At 33.8% G+C, this 21,348-nt stretch carries 19 protein-coding genes; 8 read left to right on the top strand and 11 right to left on the bottom strand.

Going from position 1 to position 21,348, the window contains the following annotated elements; genetic code table 11:
- Positions 1-7: 7 nt before the first annotated feature.
- The 6 genes from E0I26_RS08830 to E0I26_RS08805 form a co-directional block, all read right to left on the bottom strand.
- A complete protein-coding gene (locus E0I26_RS08830) occupies positions 8-1,207 on the bottom strand; it encodes an AI-2E family transporter (protein WP_131916121.1) in 1,200 nt (399 codons plus the stop codon).
- 192 nt (positions 1,208-1,399) lie between these two features.
- Entirely contained in the window at positions 1,400-1,930 is a 531-nt protein-coding gene (locus E0I26_RS08825) for a mechanosensitive ion channel domain-containing protein (RefSeq protein WP_131916184.1), read from the bottom strand.
- Positions 1,931-1,943: 13 nt separating this feature from the next.
- A complete protein-coding gene (locus tag E0I26_RS08820) occupies positions 1,944-2,528 on the bottom strand; it encodes a Maf-like protein (protein ID WP_131916120.1) in 585 nt (194 codons plus the stop codon).
- Positions 2,521-3,444: a geranylgeranylglycerol-phosphate geranylgeranyltransferase gene (locus E0I26_RS08815; RefSeq protein ID WP_131916119.1), complete on the bottom strand. Its 924-nt coding sequence runs from the start codon at positions 3,442-3,444 to the stop codon at positions 2,521-2,523. Before E0I26_RS08815 ends, E0I26_RS08820 begins: the two co-directional genes overlap by 8 nt.
- Positions 3,445-3,473: 29 nt before the next feature.
- Positions 3,474-4,001, bottom strand: a complete 528-nt coding sequence (locus E0I26_RS08810) for a KdsC family phosphatase (protein ID WP_131916118.1) — start codon at positions 3,999-4,001, stop codon at positions 3,474-3,476.
- Positions 3,985-4,758: a Rossmann-like and DUF2520 domain-containing protein gene (locus tag E0I26_RS08805; RefSeq protein ID WP_131916117.1), complete on the bottom strand. Its 774-nt coding sequence runs from the start codon at positions 4,756-4,758 to the stop codon at positions 3,985-3,987. Before E0I26_RS08805 ends, E0I26_RS08810 begins: the two co-directional genes overlap by 17 nt.
- 199 nt (positions 4,759-4,957) lie before the next feature.
- Here E0I26_RS08805 and ccsA point away from each other — a divergent pair, with 199 nt between their 5' ends.
- Positions 4,958-8,164, top strand: a complete 3,207-nt coding sequence (ccsA, locus tag E0I26_RS08800; RefSeq protein ID WP_131916116.1) for a cytochrome c biogenesis protein CcsA — start codon at positions 4,958-4,960, stop codon at positions 8,162-8,164.
- Positions 8,165-8,450: 286 nt separating this feature from the next.
- On the opposite strand, the gene E0I26_RS08795 is transcribed toward ccsA, so the two are convergent.
- Positions 8,451-9,236, bottom strand: coding sequence for an anti-sigma factor (locus E0I26_RS08795; protein ID WP_131916115.1), 786 nt, complete (start codon positions 9,234-9,236; stop codon positions 8,451-8,453).
- Positions 9,236-9,766: an RNA polymerase sigma factor gene (locus E0I26_RS08790; RefSeq protein WP_131916114.1), complete on the bottom strand. Its 531-nt coding sequence runs from the start codon at positions 9,764-9,766 to the stop codon at positions 9,236-9,238. The genes E0I26_RS08795 and E0I26_RS08790 overlap by 1 nt, the downstream gene beginning before the upstream one ends.
- 230 nt (positions 9,767-9,996) lie before the next feature.
- On the opposite strand from E0I26_RS08790, the gene E0I26_RS08785 reads away from it, so the two are divergent.
- The 5 genes from E0I26_RS08785 (at position 9,997) to E0I26_RS08765 (ending at position 15,588) form a co-directional block, all read left to right on the top strand.
- Positions 9,997-10,650 carry a DUF4331 family protein gene (locus tag E0I26_RS08785; protein WP_131916113.1) on the top strand — a complete coding sequence of 218 codons (654 nt, stop codon included), beginning with the start codon at positions 9,997-9,999 and terminating at the stop codon, positions 10,648-10,650.
- 101 nt (positions 10,651-10,751) lie between these two features.
- Positions 10,752-11,306 (top strand): DUF4331 family protein, encoded by a 555-nt coding sequence (locus tag E0I26_RS08780; RefSeq protein ID WP_131916112.1) that lies wholly within the window; start codon positions 10,752-10,754, stop codon positions 11,304-11,306.
- Between the two features lie 82 nt (positions 11,307-11,388).
- Positions 11,389-12,684, top strand: a complete 1,296-nt coding sequence (locus E0I26_RS08775; RefSeq protein ID WP_131916111.1) for a tetratricopeptide repeat protein — start codon at positions 11,389-11,391, stop codon at positions 12,682-12,684.
- A 3-nt stretch (positions 12,685-12,687) separates the two neighbouring features.
- Entirely contained in the window at positions 12,688-14,901 is a 2,214-nt protein-coding gene (locus E0I26_RS08770; RefSeq protein WP_131916110.1) for a TonB-dependent receptor, read from the top strand.
- 141 nt (positions 14,902-15,042) lie between these two features.
- Entirely contained in the window at positions 15,043-15,588 is a 546-nt protein-coding gene (locus tag E0I26_RS08765; RefSeq protein WP_131916109.1) for a glutathione peroxidase, read from the top strand.
- A gap of 187 nt (positions 15,589-15,775) precedes the next feature.
- On the opposite strand, the gene E0I26_RS08760 is transcribed toward E0I26_RS08765, so the two are convergent.
- Entirely contained in the window at positions 15,776-16,726 is a 951-nt protein-coding gene (locus tag E0I26_RS08760) for a tRNA dihydrouridine synthase (protein WP_131916108.1), read from the bottom strand.
- Between the two features lie 107 nt (positions 16,727-16,833).
- Positions 16,834-17,331 carry a GNAT family N-acetyltransferase gene (locus tag E0I26_RS08755; protein WP_131916107.1) on the bottom strand — a complete coding sequence of 166 codons (498 nt, stop codon included), beginning with the start codon at positions 17,329-17,331 and terminating at the stop codon, positions 16,834-16,836.
- Positions 17,332-17,425: 94 nt separating this feature from the next.
- Here E0I26_RS08755 and menD point away from each other — a divergent pair, with 94 nt between their 5' ends.
- Together menD and E0I26_RS08745 are read left to right on the top strand one after the other, a co-directional pair.
- Positions 17,426-19,087, top strand: coding sequence for a 2-succinyl-5-enolpyruvyl-6-hydroxy-3-cyclohexene-1-carboxylic-acid synthase (gene menD, locus E0I26_RS08750; RefSeq protein ID WP_131916106.1), 1,662 nt, complete (start codon positions 17,426-17,428; stop codon positions 19,085-19,087).
- An 87-nt stretch (positions 19,088-19,174) separates the two neighbouring features.
- A complete protein-coding gene (locus E0I26_RS08745; protein ID WP_131916105.1) occupies positions 19,175-19,516 on the top strand; it encodes a DUF2853 family protein in 342 nt (113 codons plus the stop codon).
- Positions 19,517-19,670: 154 nt separating this feature from the next.
- Here the strand turns inward: E0I26_RS08745 and E0I26_RS08740 are convergent, their stop codons facing one another.
- Positions 19,671-21,023 carry a M20/M25/M40 family metallo-hydrolase gene (locus E0I26_RS08740; protein WP_131916104.1) on the bottom strand — a complete coding sequence of 451 codons (1,353 nt, stop codon included), beginning with the start codon at positions 21,021-21,023 and terminating at the stop codon, positions 19,671-19,673.
- Positions 21,024-21,348 lie beyond the last annotated feature (325 nt).

Genomic DNA, 21,348 nt, shown 5'->3' with positions numbered 1-21,348 from the left:
TTAGAAGCTATTCATTGGTTTTATTAGCGTCTTTTTCTGTTGTAGTTTCAGTAAAAACCGGAACTATAATATCTGTTTTAATGATAGTTTTTTTTGGTGTAGATTCAGAATCAAACAGCGGTAATTTAATATTGCGCCAGGTATACGTTTTTGGCAAATGATCACCCATCAAGTATCCCCAAGCCTCTAAGGATTCTATCCTGTCAAAAATTACTTTAAGCACAGCCAGAACCGGAAGTGCTAAAAACATACCGGAAACTCCTGCAATTGAGCCACCGATAATAATTCCAATAATCGATACAAACGCATTTATCTCTACTTTAGAACTTACAATCATAGGAACTAAAATGTTATTATCAATTAACTGAACAATTATGGTAATAATAATTATCCCAACTATTATGGATAAATCCGGTGAACCCGTAAGCGAAGCCACAATACTCAGCACTCCGGCAAAAAGTATACCTATGTAAGGAATTAGATTTAAAATCCCTGTAATTATACCTAGCAAAATAGCATACTTAACACCAATAAGCATGAATCCGAGCGTAGTCATTACCGAAACTAAAATCATTTCTATAATTAATCCAACAATATAACTGTTGATGGCTATTTTAATATTAGTTAAAATATTTTTTAACTGTTCATGATTCTCTTTCTTGAAAAGTTTTGATAAAAACAGCATGAAATGTGTTCTGTACAGCAGTATTAAAAAAGTATAAATGGGTATTAAAGTCAAATTGACTAAGGTATCCGTAAATGACATTATAGTCGTACCAATCATTTCTTTTCCTTTTTCCATGGAATCTTCGGTGGCAGTATCCAAATATTGTTTTTGTTCCCTAGAACTTAAATGAAAATGATCTTTGATAAACCCTTGAATATTTCTAATATGAATATTTATATTTCTTTCAATTTTATCAAAATCATTGGCAATATCACTAATCTGAAAGGAGAGGAATACAAAAAGAGCAATAAAAACGAATACAAATAAAATTACAGCTATCATCACCGCCAGAACATGCGGAAAATGGAGTTTTGATTTTAAAAACTGAACGATAGGATACAATAATATTGCAAATAAAAACGACATCATTATGGGAACCAATATATCCTGACCAATATAAAAAATAAAAAGAAGAGCCATCAATCCCAATAAAATCAGGGTTAATTTAGCATAAAATGGAAGTTTTAAGATCTCATTCATATTCTCTTACTTTTTTAAATATAAGAATCTACTATTCAATTATGAATCGTACGGTTTCTAATTGACAAATATGAAGCATTAAAGAAAGTAAAGTATTATATATTTCTCATCAATAGTTGTAAAATTATCACTTTTAATCAATTGATTTGCAAAATAGAATGAATTGATAATTAATTTTTTATAAAATTACAATTAATCCATGAATTCTCTATCCTCAAAATGATCTTTCAGTATCGAAATTCCTTTTTGCAAAAGCAGGTTATTAGGATAAATGATTTTTTCTCCATCAATGGTTTTTAAGTAGACATGAAAAGCACCAATATCCTCAATTTCTGCTTCAATGGGAAAATCTTTATCATGGATTTTTATGACATCCCCAATTTTAAACGGAAAAGAAAAAAACAAAATAACACCGGATGTAATGTTACTCAAAATAGACCATTGGGCAAACATGGCAACACCCACAACGGTTGTGATAGAAGAAAGTGCAATAGTAATATCTTTAGTCTGAACTCCCCAAATTACTATTAAAGCAATAATTACCAAAATATTGATAAATAAGTGAATATATTTAATCACTAAATTGGTTCTATGCTCCAGAGTTTGGTTTGATTTTGCATAGCGTCGTACCAGTTTTGTTGAAATGATACGGAATATAATCAGCAAAATTCCCAGAATTCCTGTAGCAATTAGTTCTCTTGTGTATTCTTGAAAAAAGGCCATATTCATAATTTAATTACGCTAATTTACTCAAATATTCATACACTTTATCCGTAGGCATTCCCATCACATTTGCATACGAACCTTCAATTTTTGAAACACCTATAAAACCAATCCATTCCTGGATACCATAAGCACCGGCTTTATCATAAGGTTTGTAGTTTTCTAAATAATAACGAATAGACTCGTCGCTTAATTTATTGAAAGTAACTTTGGTAACTTCATGCAATAAATCAATTTTTTCATTGGTTTTAAAACAAACAGAAGTTATTACTTCATGCGTTGCATTTGACAATGATTTCAGGATTTCAAAAGCATCTTGCTCATCTTTTGGTTTGCCCAAAGCGGTATTGTTATGCCAAACGATGGTGTCGCTGGTAACCAGAATTTCATTCGGTTTTAACTCTCCTTCAAAAGCGCTGGCTTTCAATTCAGCCAAATAATTGGTGATTTGCTCCGCTTTCAATTCCGGAGGATAAACTTCCTCAATTTCTTTCAATCGAATTTCAAAATCCAGGTCTAAATCCTTGAAAAATTGCTGACGTCTCGGTGAACCCGAAGCCAGAATTAAAGTGTATTTTTTTAATTTATTTTTAAGCATTGTATTTGATATTTAAACTTATAACAACAATCGATAGGATTCCAAATAGCAGAATCCATTTTAACAGCAGACTCAGCGTATGGAACTCTTTTTTAGATTTTGCAGTCCAAATTTTCACGGTGAAATAAAGCAATGGTCCCACAACAAACAGCAATAAATATACAGTTGTAAATACTAACTCAAGTAGGTATTTATTGATGTAATAAAGCATAAAAAGAATAGGAATAAAGCTCAATCCAAAAACTATTTTTGCGGCTTTCAATTTGCCTATTGCAATTGGCAAAGTATTCATTCCTTGGTTATAATCGCCATCAACATCTTCTATATCTTTAATTATTTCCCTCATAAAATTAAGAAAGAAGGTAAATAGCGCGTAATCTAAAAGAATAGAAAAAACAACTCCCATTTGTTGTTGATTTCCTTCATGAATCGTTGGGAATAAATCAAAAATTCCAATGATAATCACACTAAAAGAAAGCAACAATGCCACAATAATATTGCCAATAAGCATCATTTGTTTAAGGCTTGTAGCATACAAATAAAGCGTGGCTGCAATCAAAATAAAAATAGACGCAAAGCCAGGTTTTACTATAACATTTGAAAGATAAAAGCCGATAGCGACACCGGTAACTGTAAGTCCAATGTACAGGTTATACGCATTGGTTTCAGAAATGGTTTTGCCTACAATTACGTTGTTCGGAGTATTGATAGTATCCGTATTTTGATCAAAAATATTATTGATAACATACCCTCCAGCAGCGATTAAAATAGTTGATAAAACCAATAATCCGTATTGCCAATCGGCTAATGCCAAAGGAATATCCTGAAATTTAAAAAAAACAAACCTGAAAATAAGTTGCATAAAAGCAAGCATAAGTAGATTCTGGTATCGGATTAGTTTTAGAAATGGAAACATTTATTTCATTTAAAATTTATAAATAATAACTAATCGTGTTTCCCATCAAAATACGCCATCCATTTTCCTTGTGCTTTCATCACTTGTTCAATAACATCTCGTGCAGCTCCTTTTCCTCCGTTTTTATGTGAAATATATCTGGAAATAGCTTTAATTTCTGGGCTTGCATCTTGCGGACAAGCCGGTAATCCCACTAATTTCATCACGTGATAATCAGGAATATCATCGCCCATGTACAAAACATGTTCTGGATTGATATTGTAAACATCAGTATATTCATCAAATGTTTCTACTTTGTTTGGTGTGCCCAAATGAATATCTGTAATGCCCAGATTTCGTAATCTAACGCGAACACCTTCGTTGCTTCCTCCCGAAATAATACAAACATTATAACCGCTTTCTACCGCAGCTTTCATGGCGTAACCATCACGAATATTCATGGTGCGAAGAATTTCTCCTTCATTGGTTACAAAAACAGAACTGTCAGTAAGTACGCCGTCTACGTCAAATATAAACGTAGTAATATCATTCATTATTTCTTTATAACTTTTTGCCATTCTCTTGTATTGATTGTGTTAGTGTTTTATAAATTTTAAGGTGATTTTCATTGGACAAAAAAGCTTCATGTGCTTCGATAGTTGCAGTATCATTGCGTTTAGCCGGGCCGGTTTGAGCTTCGGATGGCGAAAGTAACATTATTTTCTGAGCTGTTTCCGCAATCAAAGGGTTTAAAATTTCAAAAGGAACCTGATGCTCCTGACAAATTTCCTGACCTATTTGGTACAAATGATTGGTGAAATTATTGACAAAAACCGCTGCAACATGCAATGCTTTTCTCTGTTCGGAGTTGATAGCGAAGATTTTATCAGAAATTGATTTGGCCACTTTATCCAATAATTGATAATCCGTTGCATTTTCACTTTCTAAACAGATTGGAATTGTTCTGAAATCAACCGCCTTGTTTTTGGTAAAAGTTTGCAAAGGATAGAAAACTCCTTTCCGATTATTGTCATCCAAAGCATTCAAAGGAACACTTCCGGAGGTATGGACCACCAAGCGATTTTTGAAAGGAAGTTGCGAAGATATGCTAGCAATAGCATCATCAGAAACGGCAATAATATACAAGTCAGCTTCAGCTAAAGCATCTAAATCATTTGTAATATGACTTAAATCGAGTAGGTGAGAGACGCTTGCTGTTTGTCTTGCGAAAACTTGAACCAATTCGATTTCAGCTCCCAGATTTTGGGAATTTTGAAATGCCGCAATCAGATGTTGCGCTACATTTCCGGAACCAATAATAATAACTTTAGTCATGTGACAAAATTAGCAAAAAAATATTAAGAGTTTTATTCAATTTTCGATTGGGTAACAAACTGTAACTCCAATTAAAATATACTTTTATCCCAGAAAACGGAGTCATTTAATTTTGGATTAAATTAACAAATGCGCGAATATAGAAGTCAACAATTTTAAGTACTTTTGTGGCACTTTTACAAAACATAATCCCATAAAAATGGATAAAAAAATATTTTCTTTTTTGTTTTCTACTCGATTAATGGCCCTTTTATTTATTTCTTATGCCGTTGCAATGGCTACCGGAACTTTTATCGAAAGCAAGTACAATACCGACACAGCAAAAATTTTAATCTATAATGCCTGGTGGTTTGAGGCCATACATGTATTTTTTATGATTAATTTCATTGGAAATATCAAGCGTTATCAGCTATTAAAAAAAGAAAAATGGGCTACTTTATTACTCCATTTATCTTTTATCTTCATTATTGCTGGTGCTTTTGTAACACGTTACATCAGTTATGAAGGGATGATGCCCATTCGCGAAGGCGCCGCTGAAAATCAAATTTTTTCGGATAAAACGTTCCTGACTGTTTTTGCAGACGGGGAATTTAAAGGGGAAATGAAACGCAGGGTTTTTGAAAAACAAGTACTGCTTTCTCCAGCGACCAACAATGATTTCAGTATTTCAGGTAAGTTTGCTGATACGCCATTTGAAGTAGAATATGAAAATTTCATCATGGGAGCCAAAGAATACATCAAACCAGATCCTAATGGAACTGTATTTTTAAAAATTGTAGAAGCCGGAGACGGTGGTCGTCACGAGCATTTTTTGAAAGATGGTGAAGTTCAGAATATTCATAATGTATTATTTGCTTTAAATAAATATACGGACGGTGCCATAAATATTAATACTACAGGAAGTGTTTATACGATTCTAACACCTTTTGAAGGAAACTTCATGAGAATGGCTGATAAATTGCAAGGAAAAGTGACTAAGGATAATGCACAACCGTTGATGATGCGTTCGTTATACAGCATTGGTGAAATGCGATTTGTATTTCCTGATCCTGCGGTAAAAGGTGTTATTGATTATGAATCTCAAAATGATTTTAAAGCAAAGAACCATGAAGATGCATTATCGATAAAAATCACTGCCGACGGTCAAGAAAAAACGGTTACTGTTCTAGGTTCTAAAGGTAAATTAGGCGATTCTAAAACAGTGAAAATTGGCAAAATTGATTATACTTTTTTCTACGGAAGTAAAGCGTATGTATTGCCTTTCAAGATAAAATTGAATGATTTTATTGCTCAGAAATATCCGGGAACAGAGAAAAGTTATTCTTCATTTGAGAGTAAAGTTACTGTTATGGACAAAGAACCTTTTGACGCCAGAATATATATGAATAATGTTTTGGATCATGATGGATATCGCTTTTTTCAATCGGGTTTTGATCCTGATGAAAAAGGAACAATATTATCTGTAAACCACGATTTCTGGGGAACTACAATTACCTATATTGGCTACTTTATGTTATATTTTGCAATGATGGCGATTATGTTTACTAAATATTCCCGTTTTGCGGATGTAAAAAGAAAATTGGAGGTTGTAAAAATGAAGAAAGCGAAGCTTTTGACGATTTTGATTTTGTTGTTCGGTTTCAATAGTTTTGCGCAAGAACAAGAACACAATCACGCAGATCATGAAGGACACGCACATACCGAAGCCGAAGCTGCGCCTGCAACACATGCAAATCACAATAAAAAAGTATTGAGTCAAGACGAACTGAATGCTTTAATTACTAAATATAAAGTTCCGGAAGTGCATGCTGCAAAATTTGGAAGATTAGTTATTCAGGATGCTGGTGGAAGAATGAAACCTATCAATACGTTTTCATCTGAATTGTTGCGAAAAGTAAGTCATGATGATTCTTATAACGGAATGAATTCTGATCAGGTATTTTTGTCCATGACACAATACGCAAGTTATTGGATTGAAATTCCAATAATCTATATCAAACCGGAAAACGATAGTATCCGAAAAATTATTGGTATCGATAAAAAAGCAAAATACGCTCCTTTTGTATCCTTTTTTGACGAAAAAGGAAATTACAAGCTTTCTAAGTATTTAGAAGAATCATTCAAATCAGCGAATCCGAATAGTTTTGAAAAAGGTTTTATCGAAACTGACAAAAAAGTAAATCTAATGGAATCTGCGCTAAGCGGACGAATATTGAAAATTTTCCCAATTCCGGAGGATAAAAATAATAAGTGGATTTCTTATTTAGAATTGAATGAATCAGGCTTGAAAGGAATGGAAGCTACCTATACTAAAAATGTATTGCCATTGTATTTTGGTTCTTTGGCTAATGCTTCCGTTTCCAATGATTATAAAACAGCCGATGAATTACTGGAAAGCATGAATGGTTTCCAAAAAAGATTTGGCAGCAAAGTGAGACCAAGCGAGGAAAGAATCACGACGGAAATATTGTATAATACATATGATGTGTTTAGTAAATTAACGAATTGGTATATTTTAGCAGCTATTGCAATGTTGCTTTTTACCATTTTACAAATTTTCAAAGAACGTAAGTGGTTGCAATTCTCTGTGAATGCTATGCATATTATAATAGGTTTACTATTCATTCTACATACGGTAGGATTAATTGCACGCTGGTATATTTCAGGACATGCGCCTTGGAGTAATGCGTATGAATCTATAGTTTATATTGCATGGGCAACTATGTTTTTTGGATTGGCCTTTGACCGAAAATCGAAACTTACTGTAGCATCCTCAGCATTTGTAACTGCAATGATTTTATTTGCAGCTAACTTAAATTGGATTGATCCAGAAATTGCAAATTTGCAACCTGTTTTAAATTCGTATTGGTTAATGATTCACGTTGCTGTTATCGTTGGAAGTTATGGACCATTAGCTTTAGGAATGATTTTAGGAGCTGTTTCACTGTTACTGATTTTGTTTACCAATGAAAAAAACAAAACCAAAATGGATTTGAATATTAAGGAAATCACGTATATCAATGAAATGGCATTGACAGTAGGTTTGATTATGCTTACTATTGGAAATTTCCTTGGAGGACAATGGGCCAATGAAAGTTGGGGGCGTTATTGGGGTTGGGATCCAAAAGAGACTTGGGCATTGATTACTATTATGGTATATGCTTTTGTCATTCATGCCCGATTTGTTCCTTCTTTACGAGGTAAATGGATTTTCAATTTGATGAGTATGTTCGCTTTTATTTCTACATTGTTTACCTATTATGGTGTGAATTTTCACTTAGTAGGATTGCATTCTTACGCAAGCGGAGAAGCCCATTCCTTAAACTGGATTTGGTATTCATTAGGAGTAATAGCTTTATTTGGAGCTGTTTCGTATCCAAAATACAAGAAGTATTACAAGAAATAAAATTTGATTATTCTCATAAAAAAAGGTTCAACTGCAAAGTTGAACCTTTTTTAGTAGTATAGAAAAAGATATTATTTAATCCGTTGGGTGTAATTCCAAAAAACATTTCTTTTTACCACATAGAAACATAGAAATAAAACTTATAATTAAAGAAATAATAGAAAATAGTACTATTTTTCGCATAGTTTGACTATGTGAAAAGTAAAACATCTATCAAACTCTTTTTAAATACTATAATTTCTATGTTTCTATGTGGTAAAAATCAATTGCACCCAACGGATATTCTTTATACTTTTCCTAAAGTATATAATTGTTCCATTGTAGGAGTCAAACTTCCACCGGCAGGTTCTAATGTAATTCCAAAAGCTTCTGCTTCATTAGCATTATTGACCGCAAATAATTTTTGTTCATTCCCTTCAAAGTTTTCCAATAATCCAATGCTTGTTGGAGTCAATGGACTTAATTTCAATGCCCAAACCTGATATACCATTCCTTTAGGTGGTTCCGGCAAACCGGCAGCATCAATATAAACTACTTTAGTTTCTTGATTCCAATATACTTTTGCAAAAGATTCTGGAGCAACTGCTTGCCCTCCTAGAGCAACAACAGTGTTTTTAGTATCTCTTACAACCGCCAAACTGGTTTCGTTTGTTGTGTTTTTTAATTTTAAGGCGTTAAATTCTTTTTCTAATTTGGCTTTCTCAATTTCAGTATTGACTACTTGTGTATTGGTTTGATCCAATTGATTGTATTGGTAACCAATTCCCACTAATAATAGTATTGCCGCTGCCCAACCAATGTATTGAGACCAATTTTTGGATGGTTCCAACTCGATTACTTTAGCATGTTTAAGTTCTAGTTTTTCTTTTATTTTTTCAAAATTTGCCACAGAATGAAACGGCGAAAAGCTGGAAGACAAAGCAACAATTGCTTTTTCAATCGCTATAATTTCGTCGTTAATTTCCGGATTATTTTTTGCCATAGTGGTAACTTCTTCGTTTTCGGCTTCACTGAGTAAACCGTAAACATAGAGTTCTAGTATGCCTGATTCTATATATTCTTTTGTTTCCATTATACTTTCAAATAATTTCTTAAGTCATTAATACAATTTCTATTTTGTGTTTTTACCGTTCCCAAAGGAATCTCCAATTCATCCGAAGCTTCTTGCTGGGTGTAGCCTTTAAAAAAAAGCAAGTCAATTATTTGAATACATTTCGGTTTTAGTCTTTTTACAAACTCTTGCAATCCGATAGTATCCATTTTGTCAACCAGTTTAGAACTGTCTTCAAAATAATTTACGAAATTATCAGAGGAAAGGTTTTTTTGACTGTTATTAAAGTTTTTGGAACGCAGCTTATCAATAGAAGTATTTCTGGCAATATTAAGAATCCAAGTGTAGAATCTTCCTTTACTTTCATGGTAGGAATCAATGTTTTTCCAGATTTTTACAAATACATCCTGAAGCACATCTTCTGCTTCTTCTCTATTTTTTACAAGAACATTAATAACCGAAAATAAACTTTTGGAATACATATCATATAGATGTGTAAATGCCCTTTCGTCTTTCTTATAAATTAATACTAATAACTCATCTTGACTCATATACTTATATTTTACTATTACAAACTTATACATTCTTATTTACAAATGATTGATTTTATGATTGTCAACATAAAAAAATAATTAAAAGTAAAATAGTTGTGAATTTTTTAAATATTTAAAATATTGATTATCAGTAATTTGAAAAATAAATTAATTTTTTGTTATGATTTTTAAAACCAAAACAGATACAATCCCGTAAATGCTTTTATAACCTTTTAACTCATAACAAAATGAAAAAAACAAAAATGATTTTAGGTCTATCGCTAGTGGCGATTTCGGGCTTAATATTAGTAGCTGCGGATCACATCGATGCTCCGGCAACAATGTCTGGTGATGCAGGTGATATTACTGATGTGTACGCTTTTCAAGGACAAAACACTAACAATTTAGTATTTGCTGTAAATACTCAAGGATTGTTAAGTCCTAATGCTACAGGTGCTGCTACATTTAAAGAAAATGTGATGGTCGAAATCAACATTGATAACACAGGTGACAATGTTGAAGACTTAGTGATTCAAGCAATCAAGAGAGGTGACAAGATGTATTTCTTTGGACCGGTTGCTCCGGGAACTACAGGAACATCAAGTATGGTTAAAACTGCTGCTGCTTCAGGAAGTGTTGCAATATCTTCTTATGGTGCAATTGCTTTAACTGCTGAGCAAAACGGAATGAAATTTTTTGCAGGACCAAGAGACGATCCTTTCTTTTTTGATTTAGGTCAATTTAAAGCAATTCTTGGCGGAACAGCTTCAGGATTTAATAATCCCGGTACAGACACATTTGCAGGAACGAATGTAATGGCAATAGTAGTCGAAGTTCCAAAAGCAATGTTGGGTTCATCAAGTACCGTAAATGTTTGGGCTGAAACTAAGAAAAAACAATAATTAATTTTATTTAAAAAAGTAAAAACATGAAATCGAGATTCACGACTCGAACTTTTGCGAACAGGCGAAGCAATTCCAAAAAAAACTTAAATATAAACATCATGAGTAAAATAAATAAATTCAAAATTATAACAATCGCACTAGTAGTTGCAGTTGTTTCAGTAAATTGTGATAATGACGATTCATACGGTGGTTCTGGGGTAAGTCTTGATTTTTCAGGAACTTATGTTCAGCAAGATCAAATGGCAAGACCGGCAATCAACACTGTATTCGTTGCTTCAGGGCAACCTAAAGATGATTTTAATGCTGCAATTCCTTCAGCAATGGGAGCTAAATACCAATCTATTTTTCAATCCAGGTTATTGGCTCTAAACCCAGCTTTTACAACTAATGCTTTAGGACAAACGGCTGTTCAGTTTACGGGTCTTTTGGCTACTGATGTATTAAATGTTTCTACAACTAAAAAAACAACATTCTTTGACGGAACCAATGTTTTAACAGGAAGAGCTTTGGCCGATGATGTAATTGATGTGGAATTATTATTGATTTTTGGAGGATCTACAGGTGTTTCAAATCCTACTCTTACAAAGGATAATGTAAATGCAAATGATAAAGCATTTGGAACAACTTTCCCTTACTTAGCTTCAGCTTGGTAATATTTTTATAAAAAAAAGACAGAGTGTATGTAATAATCTTCGCTCTGTTTTTTTACAAAACAAACAAATAAACAATTAGAGTATGAAAACTTTAAAAACAATATCATTTTTAGTTTTCACAACCCTATTCCTATTCGGTTGCGAGACTAAATCAGAACAAATTACAAATACGGAAGACTACAATACATATTTGACTTTAAAAGAGAATAAATCAGTGGCTTTTGTACATAAAGAAATTAACTTTTGGCAGAAAAAATTTGATGCTGCTCCAAATCAAATTAGTTATTTAAGTCAATTAGCATCAAACTATAACACACTTTTTGAATATACAGGTGATATTAGAAACCTATATAAAACAGAAGAATTATTGACAAAATCAAATGAAGCGTATAACTATTCCAGAGTTTCAACTGTTCGATCTTTGGCCAGAAATTATATTTCGCAACACCGTTTTAAAGAAGCGTTAGTGTTAGCAAATAAAGCATTAGCAATAGGCGAAGGAAAAAAAGAAACTCAAAAATTATTGTTCGACATTCAAATGGAATTGGGAAATTATCCTGAAGCGGTTAAAAATCTGAATGCGATAAGAGACATGAATAGTTTTGATTATTTGATTCGTTTGGCAAAATGGAACGATCACAAAGGTGATTTGAATACGGCCATAACTTTCATGGAAAAAGCCAGAGATATTGCTGAAAAGGAAGACAACAAAGCACTTAAAATTTGGTCCTATTCTAATCTGGGAGATTTTTATGGTCATGCCGGAAGAATTCAGGAATCGTATGACAGTTTCCTAAAAACATTGGCATTAGACCCTAATTATTCCTATGCTTTAAAAGGAATTGCTTGGATAGTTTTCTCTAAAGAAAGAAATATAAAGGAGGCAAATAGAATTATTGATGCTATTGCTTTAACTCATAATACGCCTGATTTTTATTTGTTGAAATCTCAAATTGCCCAATTTAAAGGAGATAAAAACGAGGAAATAAAAAACAGAAACGCTTATTTTTCTATGATGAAAAATAATAATTATGGCGCGATGTACAACAAATACAATGCTTTGATTTATGCCGATGACAAAAAAACAGCTTCAAAAGCATTAGAAATTGCAAAAATTGAAGTGGAGCACAGACCTACTGCTGATTCCTATGATTTATTGGCTTGGGCGTACCTAAATGTAGGCGAAAATAAAAAAGCATTAGAAATTGCTCAGAACCATGTGGTTGGAAAATCCTTTGAACCGAAGGTACAATACCACTTGGCAATGATTTACAAATCGAATAATTTAGCGCTCAAAACGAAACCTATTAAAGAAGAATTACTATCCAGTTTGTATGAATTGGGCCCTAATTTTGACAAAAAGGTAAACCAACTGTAGCGTATGAAAAATATTATTTTAGTGATGATTACCTTTTTTTGGTTGTCTTCTTATGGTCAAATCCAAAAAGGAAAAGTGTTGGATAGTGATGGGGATCCTGTTGAAAACGCTTATTTAGTGAATACAAATTCTGAAAGTCATGCCCATACAAATGAATTTGGATTATTCAGTTTAGATAAAACGGTTTTGGGAGATGTTATCAAAATTACTGCTTTAGGCTATAAAAAGTCAAATTTTACCATTGTTTCTTCGGATGATACAATTATCATGGAAGATGATATTTTTAGATTGAATGAAATAGTAATTCAGCCAAAACTTTCAGCGATGAACGTGATTTCAAAGATAGATTTAGAAACCACTCCGGTTAATTCTTCGCAGGAAATTTTACGAAAAGTACCCGGATTATTCATCGGGCAACATGCCGGCGGGGGAAAAGCGGAGCAAATATTTTTGAGGGGTTTTGATATCGATCACGGAACAGATATTGCCATTTCAGTCGACGGAATGCCAGTAAATATGGTTTCTCATGCGCATGGTCAAGGTTATGCCGATTTGCATTTTGTAATTCCGGAAACAGTTGAAAAAATAGATTTTGGAAAAGGAACATATTATGCTAACAAAGGGGATTTTGCAACGGCAGGATACGTTGCTTTTCAAACTAAAGATAAAATAGAAAAAAGCAGTATTGGTCTTGAAATAGGACAATTCAACACGATGAGAACGGTAGGATTGTTTAATCTTTTGGGAAACCAAAAAACACAAAGTGCCTACATCGCTACGGAATATATTCTAACGGATGGTCCTTTTGATTCTCCCCAAAATTTTAATCGAATCAATCTGTTAGGTAAATATTCCGCTATTTTGAATGATAACAGTAAGTTTTCAATTTTGGCTTCTCGCTTTTCCAGCAAATGGGATGCTTCGGGTCAAATTCCTCAAAGACTGATTGACAATGGAACGATTTCAAGATTTGGTTCCGTTGATGATACCGAAGGCGGAAATACGTCCCGAACGAACTTCAATACGAGTTTGAGCAAGCCAATTGATGAAAATACGTTCTTGAAGGCCAATGCTTTTTATTCGAATTATCAATTTGAATTGTATTCGAATTTTACGTTCTTTTTGGAAGATCCAATAAACGGAGACCAAATTAAACAGAAAGAAAACAGGGGTATTTACGGAATGAATACCGAGTTGAACAAGAAAATCAAATTAAATGAGGTGGATGTTTTGTTGCAATTTGGAGCTGGTTTTCGTGCTGATGCTACAAAAGATACGGAGCTTTCACACACTTTGAACAGAAGAACGGTTCTTGAGAATATAAAATTAGGAGATATTGATGAGTCAAATTTGTTTTCGTACTTGAATTCAGAATTCAATTTTGGAAAATTGATGATTAATCCGGCCATTCGATTGGATTATTTCAAATTCAATTATCAAGATAAGTTGACTGAGAATTATAAAACACAATCGGAATCGAAAGTTAAGTTTTCTCCAAAACTGAATTTCATTTATTCACAAAATAACAATTTGCAGTTTTTTATAAAATCAGGAATGGGTTTTCATTCCAATGATGCCCGAGTGGTGGTTCAAAACAGTGGAAAACAAATTTTACCAACCGCTATCGGAACCGATATTGGTACTATTTGGAAACCATTTCCAAAGTTAATCGTGAATGCAGCTTTATGGTATTTATTTTTGGAGCAGGAATTTGTTTACGTGGGAGATGCCGGAATCATTGAGCCAAGCGGAAAATCAAAACGTATGGGAGCAGAGCTTGGATTGCGTTACCAACTGAATGATTGGTTGTATTTTGATGCTGATGCCAATTATACCTACGCCAGAAGTAGTGATGAACCAAAAGGTCAGGATTACATTCCGTTAGCGCCAGATTTCACCACTACTGGAGGATTAAGTTTCCAAAAAGTGAATGGTTTTTCAGGTGGAATACGGTATCGTTATTTAAAAAATCGTCCGGCAAATGAAGATAATTCCATTGTTGCCAAAGGCTATTTTATTTCGGATTTAAATGTTAATTATCAATATAAGAATGTGAATTTTGGAATAGCAGTAGAGAATATTTTTGATACCGAATGGAATGAAACGCAGTTTGCCACTGAATCTAGATTACAAAATGAACCACAAAGTGTAGAAGAAATTCATTTAACTCCAGGAACGCCTTTCTTTATGAAAGGAAAAATTACCTATACCTTTTAAATACCACATTAAGGTTTGTTGTTTATTTGTTTGGAAGTCTGGCATTTTCATAATGTCAGGCTTCTTTGTTTTTTAACGTGTGTTTAACCAAAATAAATTTTCAGAAGACAATTTATTACTTAATTTTATAAAAAAATAAATATGAAAAAAATAGTATTAGCCAGTTGCGCCATATTCCTTTTTAGTATTCAAAGTGAAGCTCAAACGAAACAGAATATTTATCAGTTTAAAGTGGAAGATTTATCCGGAAACACTTTTGATTTTGCTTCTTTGAAAGGGAAAAAAATTATGATTGTGAATACTGCTTCCAAATGTGGATTGACGCCACAATACAAAGATCTCGAAGCAATATATAAAGAATACAAAGATAAAGGATTGGTGATTGTTGGATTTCCTGCTAATAATTTTGCTTCACAAGAGCCAGGAACGAATGAAGAAATCGCTACTTTCTGTCAGTTGAATTACGGAGTGACTTTTCCTATGATGGACAAAGTTTCTGTAAAAGGCGATGATATGGCTGCTATTTATCAGTTTTTGACTCAAAAATCTAAAAACGGATTGCAAGATTCAACTGTGGAATGGAATTTTAAAAAATACCTAATCAACGAAAAAGGGGAATTGGAAAAAGTGATTTCTCCAAAAACGTTACCTACAGATCCTGAAGTGGTAAACTGGATAAAAGCATAATTTACTACCGCTAATTTGCTAATTTTTAGAAAGTAAATAATTTAAATGAGATTTTCAGTCAAATGAGAATCTCATTTTTTTTACTTTTTAAGTAAGAATTGAGCATCTTTTAAATTTAACCATTAAGAAATTAAGGTTCATTAAGAGAGTCTAAATGAACCTTAATTTCTTAATGGTTTATTTTTAATTAAAACTTTTCATTTTTGAAAATTTCCGAAACAGCTGCTTCGTAATTTCGGATACTTTGCGCTTTTTTTATTTTTTTCAACACCTTGTGCGGATTTGAAAACGTAGCGGAAAAATATTCCCATAAATGGTACATTTTCAATAAAATATGTGTTGATCCAGAAAGCGATTCACTATAAATTGCATACAAAGTATCGTGAAACGCACTGAATAGTTCCATTTTGTTGGCAGGATATTCTGAAGTATTGTTTTTTATCATACTTGGTAAAAAAGGATCCGAAATTAATCCTCTACCAATCATCCAATGGTCAATGCTTGGAAATCGTTGTTGCATTTCATGAAATTTAGCCACCGAAGTGATATCACCATTGTAATACAGTTTATGCTTGGTATTATCAATACATAGCTGAAACGCATCCAGATTCACGCCACCTTTATACAGTTGTTTCCCAATACGCGCATGAATCGCTATATTTTTAATAGGATAGGTATCTAAAATAGGCAAAACATCCAGAATTTCTTCACTGTTTTCATAACCCAAACGCATTTTCATAGACACAATAATGTCTGATTCTGAGTGCGCTCTGTGAAGGATATTATTAATTTTTTCGGGATTGCTGATCAAACCGGAACCCATGCCAGACTTGGTAACCATAGGATAAGGACATCCTAAATTCCAGTTTAACTCTTTATAACCCAATTCTTGAACGTATTTCGCCACAAACAAAAATTCATCGGCATCGTTCGTTATTACTTGCGGAATTACCTCTAAACCAAGATTATTTTCAGGAAGCAGGTCGCGTTCGTAAGACGGTTTAATAACCATTTTTCCATTCAAACGGATATAGGGCGAGTAAAACGTGTCAATTCCTCCAAAAATTTTGTTTTGGGCATTTCTAAAACGAAAGTCGGTAAATCCCTGTAAAGGCGATGAGAGTAAGGTATAGTCCATTAAATTTTTAGTTGTGCAAATATACTATAAAGTCTCAGGTCTTAAAGTCATAAAGTTTTTAAAGTCAAACATAGTAGAAAATGAACCAAATTGTGGTACAAATTGATTTACTCTAAAATCAACTGCATAAAAACGGAGCTCAGCCAACGATCAAATTTATAACCGGATTCTTTAATAACGCCAACGGTTTCAAAACCATATTTTTTATGAAAAGCAATACTACCTTTGTTTTCGGAGTCAATAACGCCAATCATAGTGTGATATCCTTGTTTTTTTGCCAATTGGATAAGTTCAGCCAATAATAATTTTCCAATACCTTTTCCTAAAAATTCTTCCGCAACATAAACAGAATGTTCCACTGTAAAACGGTAGCCTATTTTATGACGAAAAGAGCCATAAGTAGCGTATCCAATAGTTCCGTTTTCAGTTTCAGCTACAATTACAGGTAAATCATGGGCCAATTTTTCTTCAAACCACAATTTATGGGTTTCAAAATCACGTGGCTCATAATCATAAATCGAAGTGCTGTGAAGTATTTGGTGATTGATGATTTCCAATATTGTATCTAAATCGGTAAAAACAGCCGGTCTTATCTTGATTTCCATATAGAATCTATTTTCCATCAAATTTAAGAAAACTATTTAAGATAAGAGAAAAACCTTTGCAACTTTGTATCTTTGTTCTTTTGAAACTGAAACAATGATTTACCCCAAAATACCTTTAGCACAAAGCATTATTGAAATTTGTTTGGCCAAAGGAATCACCACCATAATTATTTCTCCGGGTTCTAGAAATGCACCGTTAACAATAGGTTTTGTGAGCAACCCAGCCTTTCAATGTTATAGTATTGCCGATGAACGTGCGGCTGCTTTTTTTGCATTGGGAATGGCGCAACAAACCAAACAGCCAGTGGCTTTGGTTTGTACTTCAGGTTCTGCTTTATTGAATTATTATCCGGCTTTTGCGGAAGCATTTTACAGTCAGATTCCCTTGATAGTGATTTCGGCAGATCGACCGCAAAGCAAAATTGATATTGGCGACGGACAAACGATTCGCCAGGAAAATGTATTCGAAAAGCATTCGTTATACAATGCTAATTTGCATGAGGACGTTTCGGTCGAAAATAATTTAAAAATCAACGAAGCCATCAATGCGGCAATTACTCAAAAAGGTCCCGTTCACATCAATGCGCCTTTTGAAGAGCCTTTGTACGAAACCGTTTCAGCCCTTTCCGTTGCAGTGAATACTATCGCTTCCGCAAATGTAACTCAGACGATTTCCATCGAAGACGTTTCGGAATTTGCAACAATTTGGAACAATTCCACTAAAAAAATGATTTTAGTTGGCGTAAATGAACCCAATGCAATCAACGAAAAAATAATTGAAGCTTTTGCGAAAGACGAGTCGGTTGTAGTCTTGACTGAAACGACTTCTAACTTGCATCACGATACTTTCATCAAAAATATAGATACGATAATTACGCCTTTTACAAATGCCGATTTTGAGGATTTTCGTCCGGAAATTTTAGTCACTTTTGGCGGAATGGTCGTTTCGAAACGGATCAAGGCTTTTTTAAGAAAATACAAACCAAAACACCATTGGCATGTTGATTCTTGGAGAGCGTATGACACTTTTGGCGCTTTGACCAAACATTTTGAAGTAGATCCAAATGTATTTTTTGATACTTTTTTGCCACTTACAAATTCAATAGAAAGTAATTATTTTAAGCAATTAGACGCCGTAAAAGTGTTGCGAAAGCTAAAAAGTGACTTGTATCTTTCTAAAATTCCTTTTTCGGATTTTAAAGTTTTCGAAAAAGTGATTCAGCGTTTGCCTACGAACAGTCAATTGCAAATCAGCAATAGTTCGGCCATTCGTTACGCACAATTAATAGATGTCCATCCTTCGATTGAAGTGTATTGCAATCGCGGTACCAGCGGAATCGATGGAAGTACTTCTACTGCAATTGGTGCGGCTGTTGCCAATGAAAAACAAACCGTTTTCATAACGGGAGATGTTGGATTTTTGTACGATAGCAATGCGTTATGGAACAATTACATTCCAAAAAACTTCAAGATTATTCTAATCAATAACGGAGGTGGAGGGATTTTTAGGATTTTACCCGGTCATGAAGAAAGTCCCGTTTTTAATACATTCTTTGAAACTTCCCATTGTCTAACCGCGGAACATTTGGCAAAAATGTATGGATTTGACTATAGTATTGCCAGCAATGAAACGGGTTTAGAAACAAGTTTGAACGCTTTGTATGCTCAAAATGAAAAGCCGAGTATTTTGGAAATTTTCACACCCACTTTGGAAAATAACAGCATTTTACTGCAATATTTTAAAGAATTGGTCTAATTTTTTTTGGTGTCCGTTAAAAGGCATGATTAAATGTTTAAATTTGAGAGTGTAAAAATCTATTAATCAAATATTAAACTTTTATTTATGAGTGCAAGAGACGAATTAATTGTAAAGTATGCTGCCGATTTGAAAGACAAATGTGGCGTAAATCCAGACATGGATTTGTTGACAAAAGTAACTATTGGTTGTGGTCCGTCCATTTATAATGCGGATTCAGCCACTGTCGCCGGAAGCCAGCAATCAGAATTGGATACGGTGAAAAACAACTTTTTAATCAAAAAATTAGAGCTAGTTGACGGAGCCCATTTAGATGCCGGAATAGAAGCTGTTATGGAACTGTACGGTCGTTCCAATAAAAATAAATATAGAGCAGTGATCTATTATTTATTGGCTGTTCATTTCAAAAAAGAAAGTGTTTACAATTAATACTTAATTTGTAAATGGTACCCATAAAAAAAGCGTTTGCCTCAGCAAACGCTTTTTTGTTTAATACTATACATCTAAACTATTTTGAAATTAAGATTCATAGAGAAAAACGTAATTTTCTAAATGTCTTAATGGTTTAAAATCTTCTTGCGTTTTAACGAATAGGCACTGGGAAAACTGGTAAACTGGAATGTCCTAATGCATCTACAGCTTGTACAGCAAAGAAAAAATTATCTTTAGAATAGGGAATTTCAGCTTTAGTATCTTTCACGAATATTGTTTTTTCCCAATGTTGCGATGCTGTTTCTCTGATAAGAATGTTGTATCCGTAAACCGATTTTCCTTCCGAAGCAGTCCAAACTAAAGTTGAAAAATTAGTCAGGTCTTTTACTTCAATTCCTACGTTTGTTGGTGCTTTTGGAGACCAAGCCAAATTACTGAAAGTAGCCAAGTTAGAACAGGTTACTTTCTTCAGGTATTCAAAGTCCATAAACTCGGCAAGATCACCATACTGGATGTTATTTTCTTTTCTCACATTTTGATGTTGGTGATCGTAGTTTTCATTCATTTCACAAAAACGAATGGCCGTAAATCCATTTTGACTGAAAGGCGTATGGTCACCACCACGTAAAAAACGGTCGTTGCGATACACTAAATTAATATCCAGTTGTTCCACATATTGATTGGTAACCGTTTTGATGTATCGGGCTAATTGTCTGGATGGACTGTCATTCTCACGATTGGTCGATTTACGCATTTTTGATTCGGCTTCCGTTTCTAAGAATGGAATTGTTTCACTGAAAACGCGAACTTTAGTATTGTCTCGCAATAAAGTACCACTGGACAAACTGTTTCCAATCATATCATTATTGATCATGGCAATAACATTCCATTTTCCATCTTTGGCCACATCAGCTAAATGTTTGGCTCCGTACAATCCTTGCTCTTCACCAACTACGGCCACAAAAATCAGTGTAAAAGGGAATTCTCTCAGGCTCATTATTCTGGCAAGTTCCATCATGGCAGCTACTCCGGAAGCATCATCATTGGCACCAGGCGCATCTGATTTAGCATCCATTACATCGGAAGCACGGGAATCTAAATGGCCGCTTATAATTAATACGCGGTCATCCGTAAGATCAGTTCCTTTTAAGGTTGCCATCACATTACCCAATTGACTGTCGGTTGCAATACGTTTTCCATCGGCTTTGATGGTGAAAAAATCAATAACCGAAGTCAGTCTTCCGTCAGATGTCAAAGCATATTTATCAAATTCCGATTTTACCCAGCGTTGCGCCGCGCCAATGCCGCGTGTGTTGCTTTTGGTATCGCTCAACGTATGTCGGGTTCCAAAAGACACGAGTTTTCGAACTGTAGCTTCCATGTTTTCCGATTTTACTTCGGCTATCATTTTTTTAATTTCCGGGTCATCGACTATGGTTTGTGCGTAATTGGTATGAGAAATGAATAGTAGTAGGAATAAACAGAGAATTGAGGTTGGTTTCATTAATAGGATTTTTTTAGTTTTCTCAAAGTTAGGGAAAAAGAAATTGTGGGGAAATTGGATTTTAGGATTTGTTCATCCTTAGTGTGTTCAAGATTTTTATGAATTAATCATTTTGATAAACAAAACGTTCTAATCTAGCCCCGATGGGAGCAAGTATCCTTTTTATAAACGCTTTTAACCCTGTCAGAGTTTTGAACTCTGAAAGGGTTGCGATTAAAAAGATACTGCGGACAGCGGGACAACTCGTGATGAAACAACGGAAAGTTATGCTCCTAAAAAAGAAAATATCCAGCGGATTTGGGCTTTATTTTTTTGTGGACAGTTT

The organism is Flavobacterium rhamnosiphilum (genome assembly GCF_004349195.1).
In the GTDB taxonomy this organism is placed as follows: Bacteria; Bacteroidota; Bacteroidia; order Flavobacteriales; family Flavobacteriaceae; genus Flavobacterium; species Flavobacterium rhamnosiphilum.
Note: the sequence above shows the minus strand (reverse complement) of the source record. Positions and strands in the feature narration are given on the sequence as shown.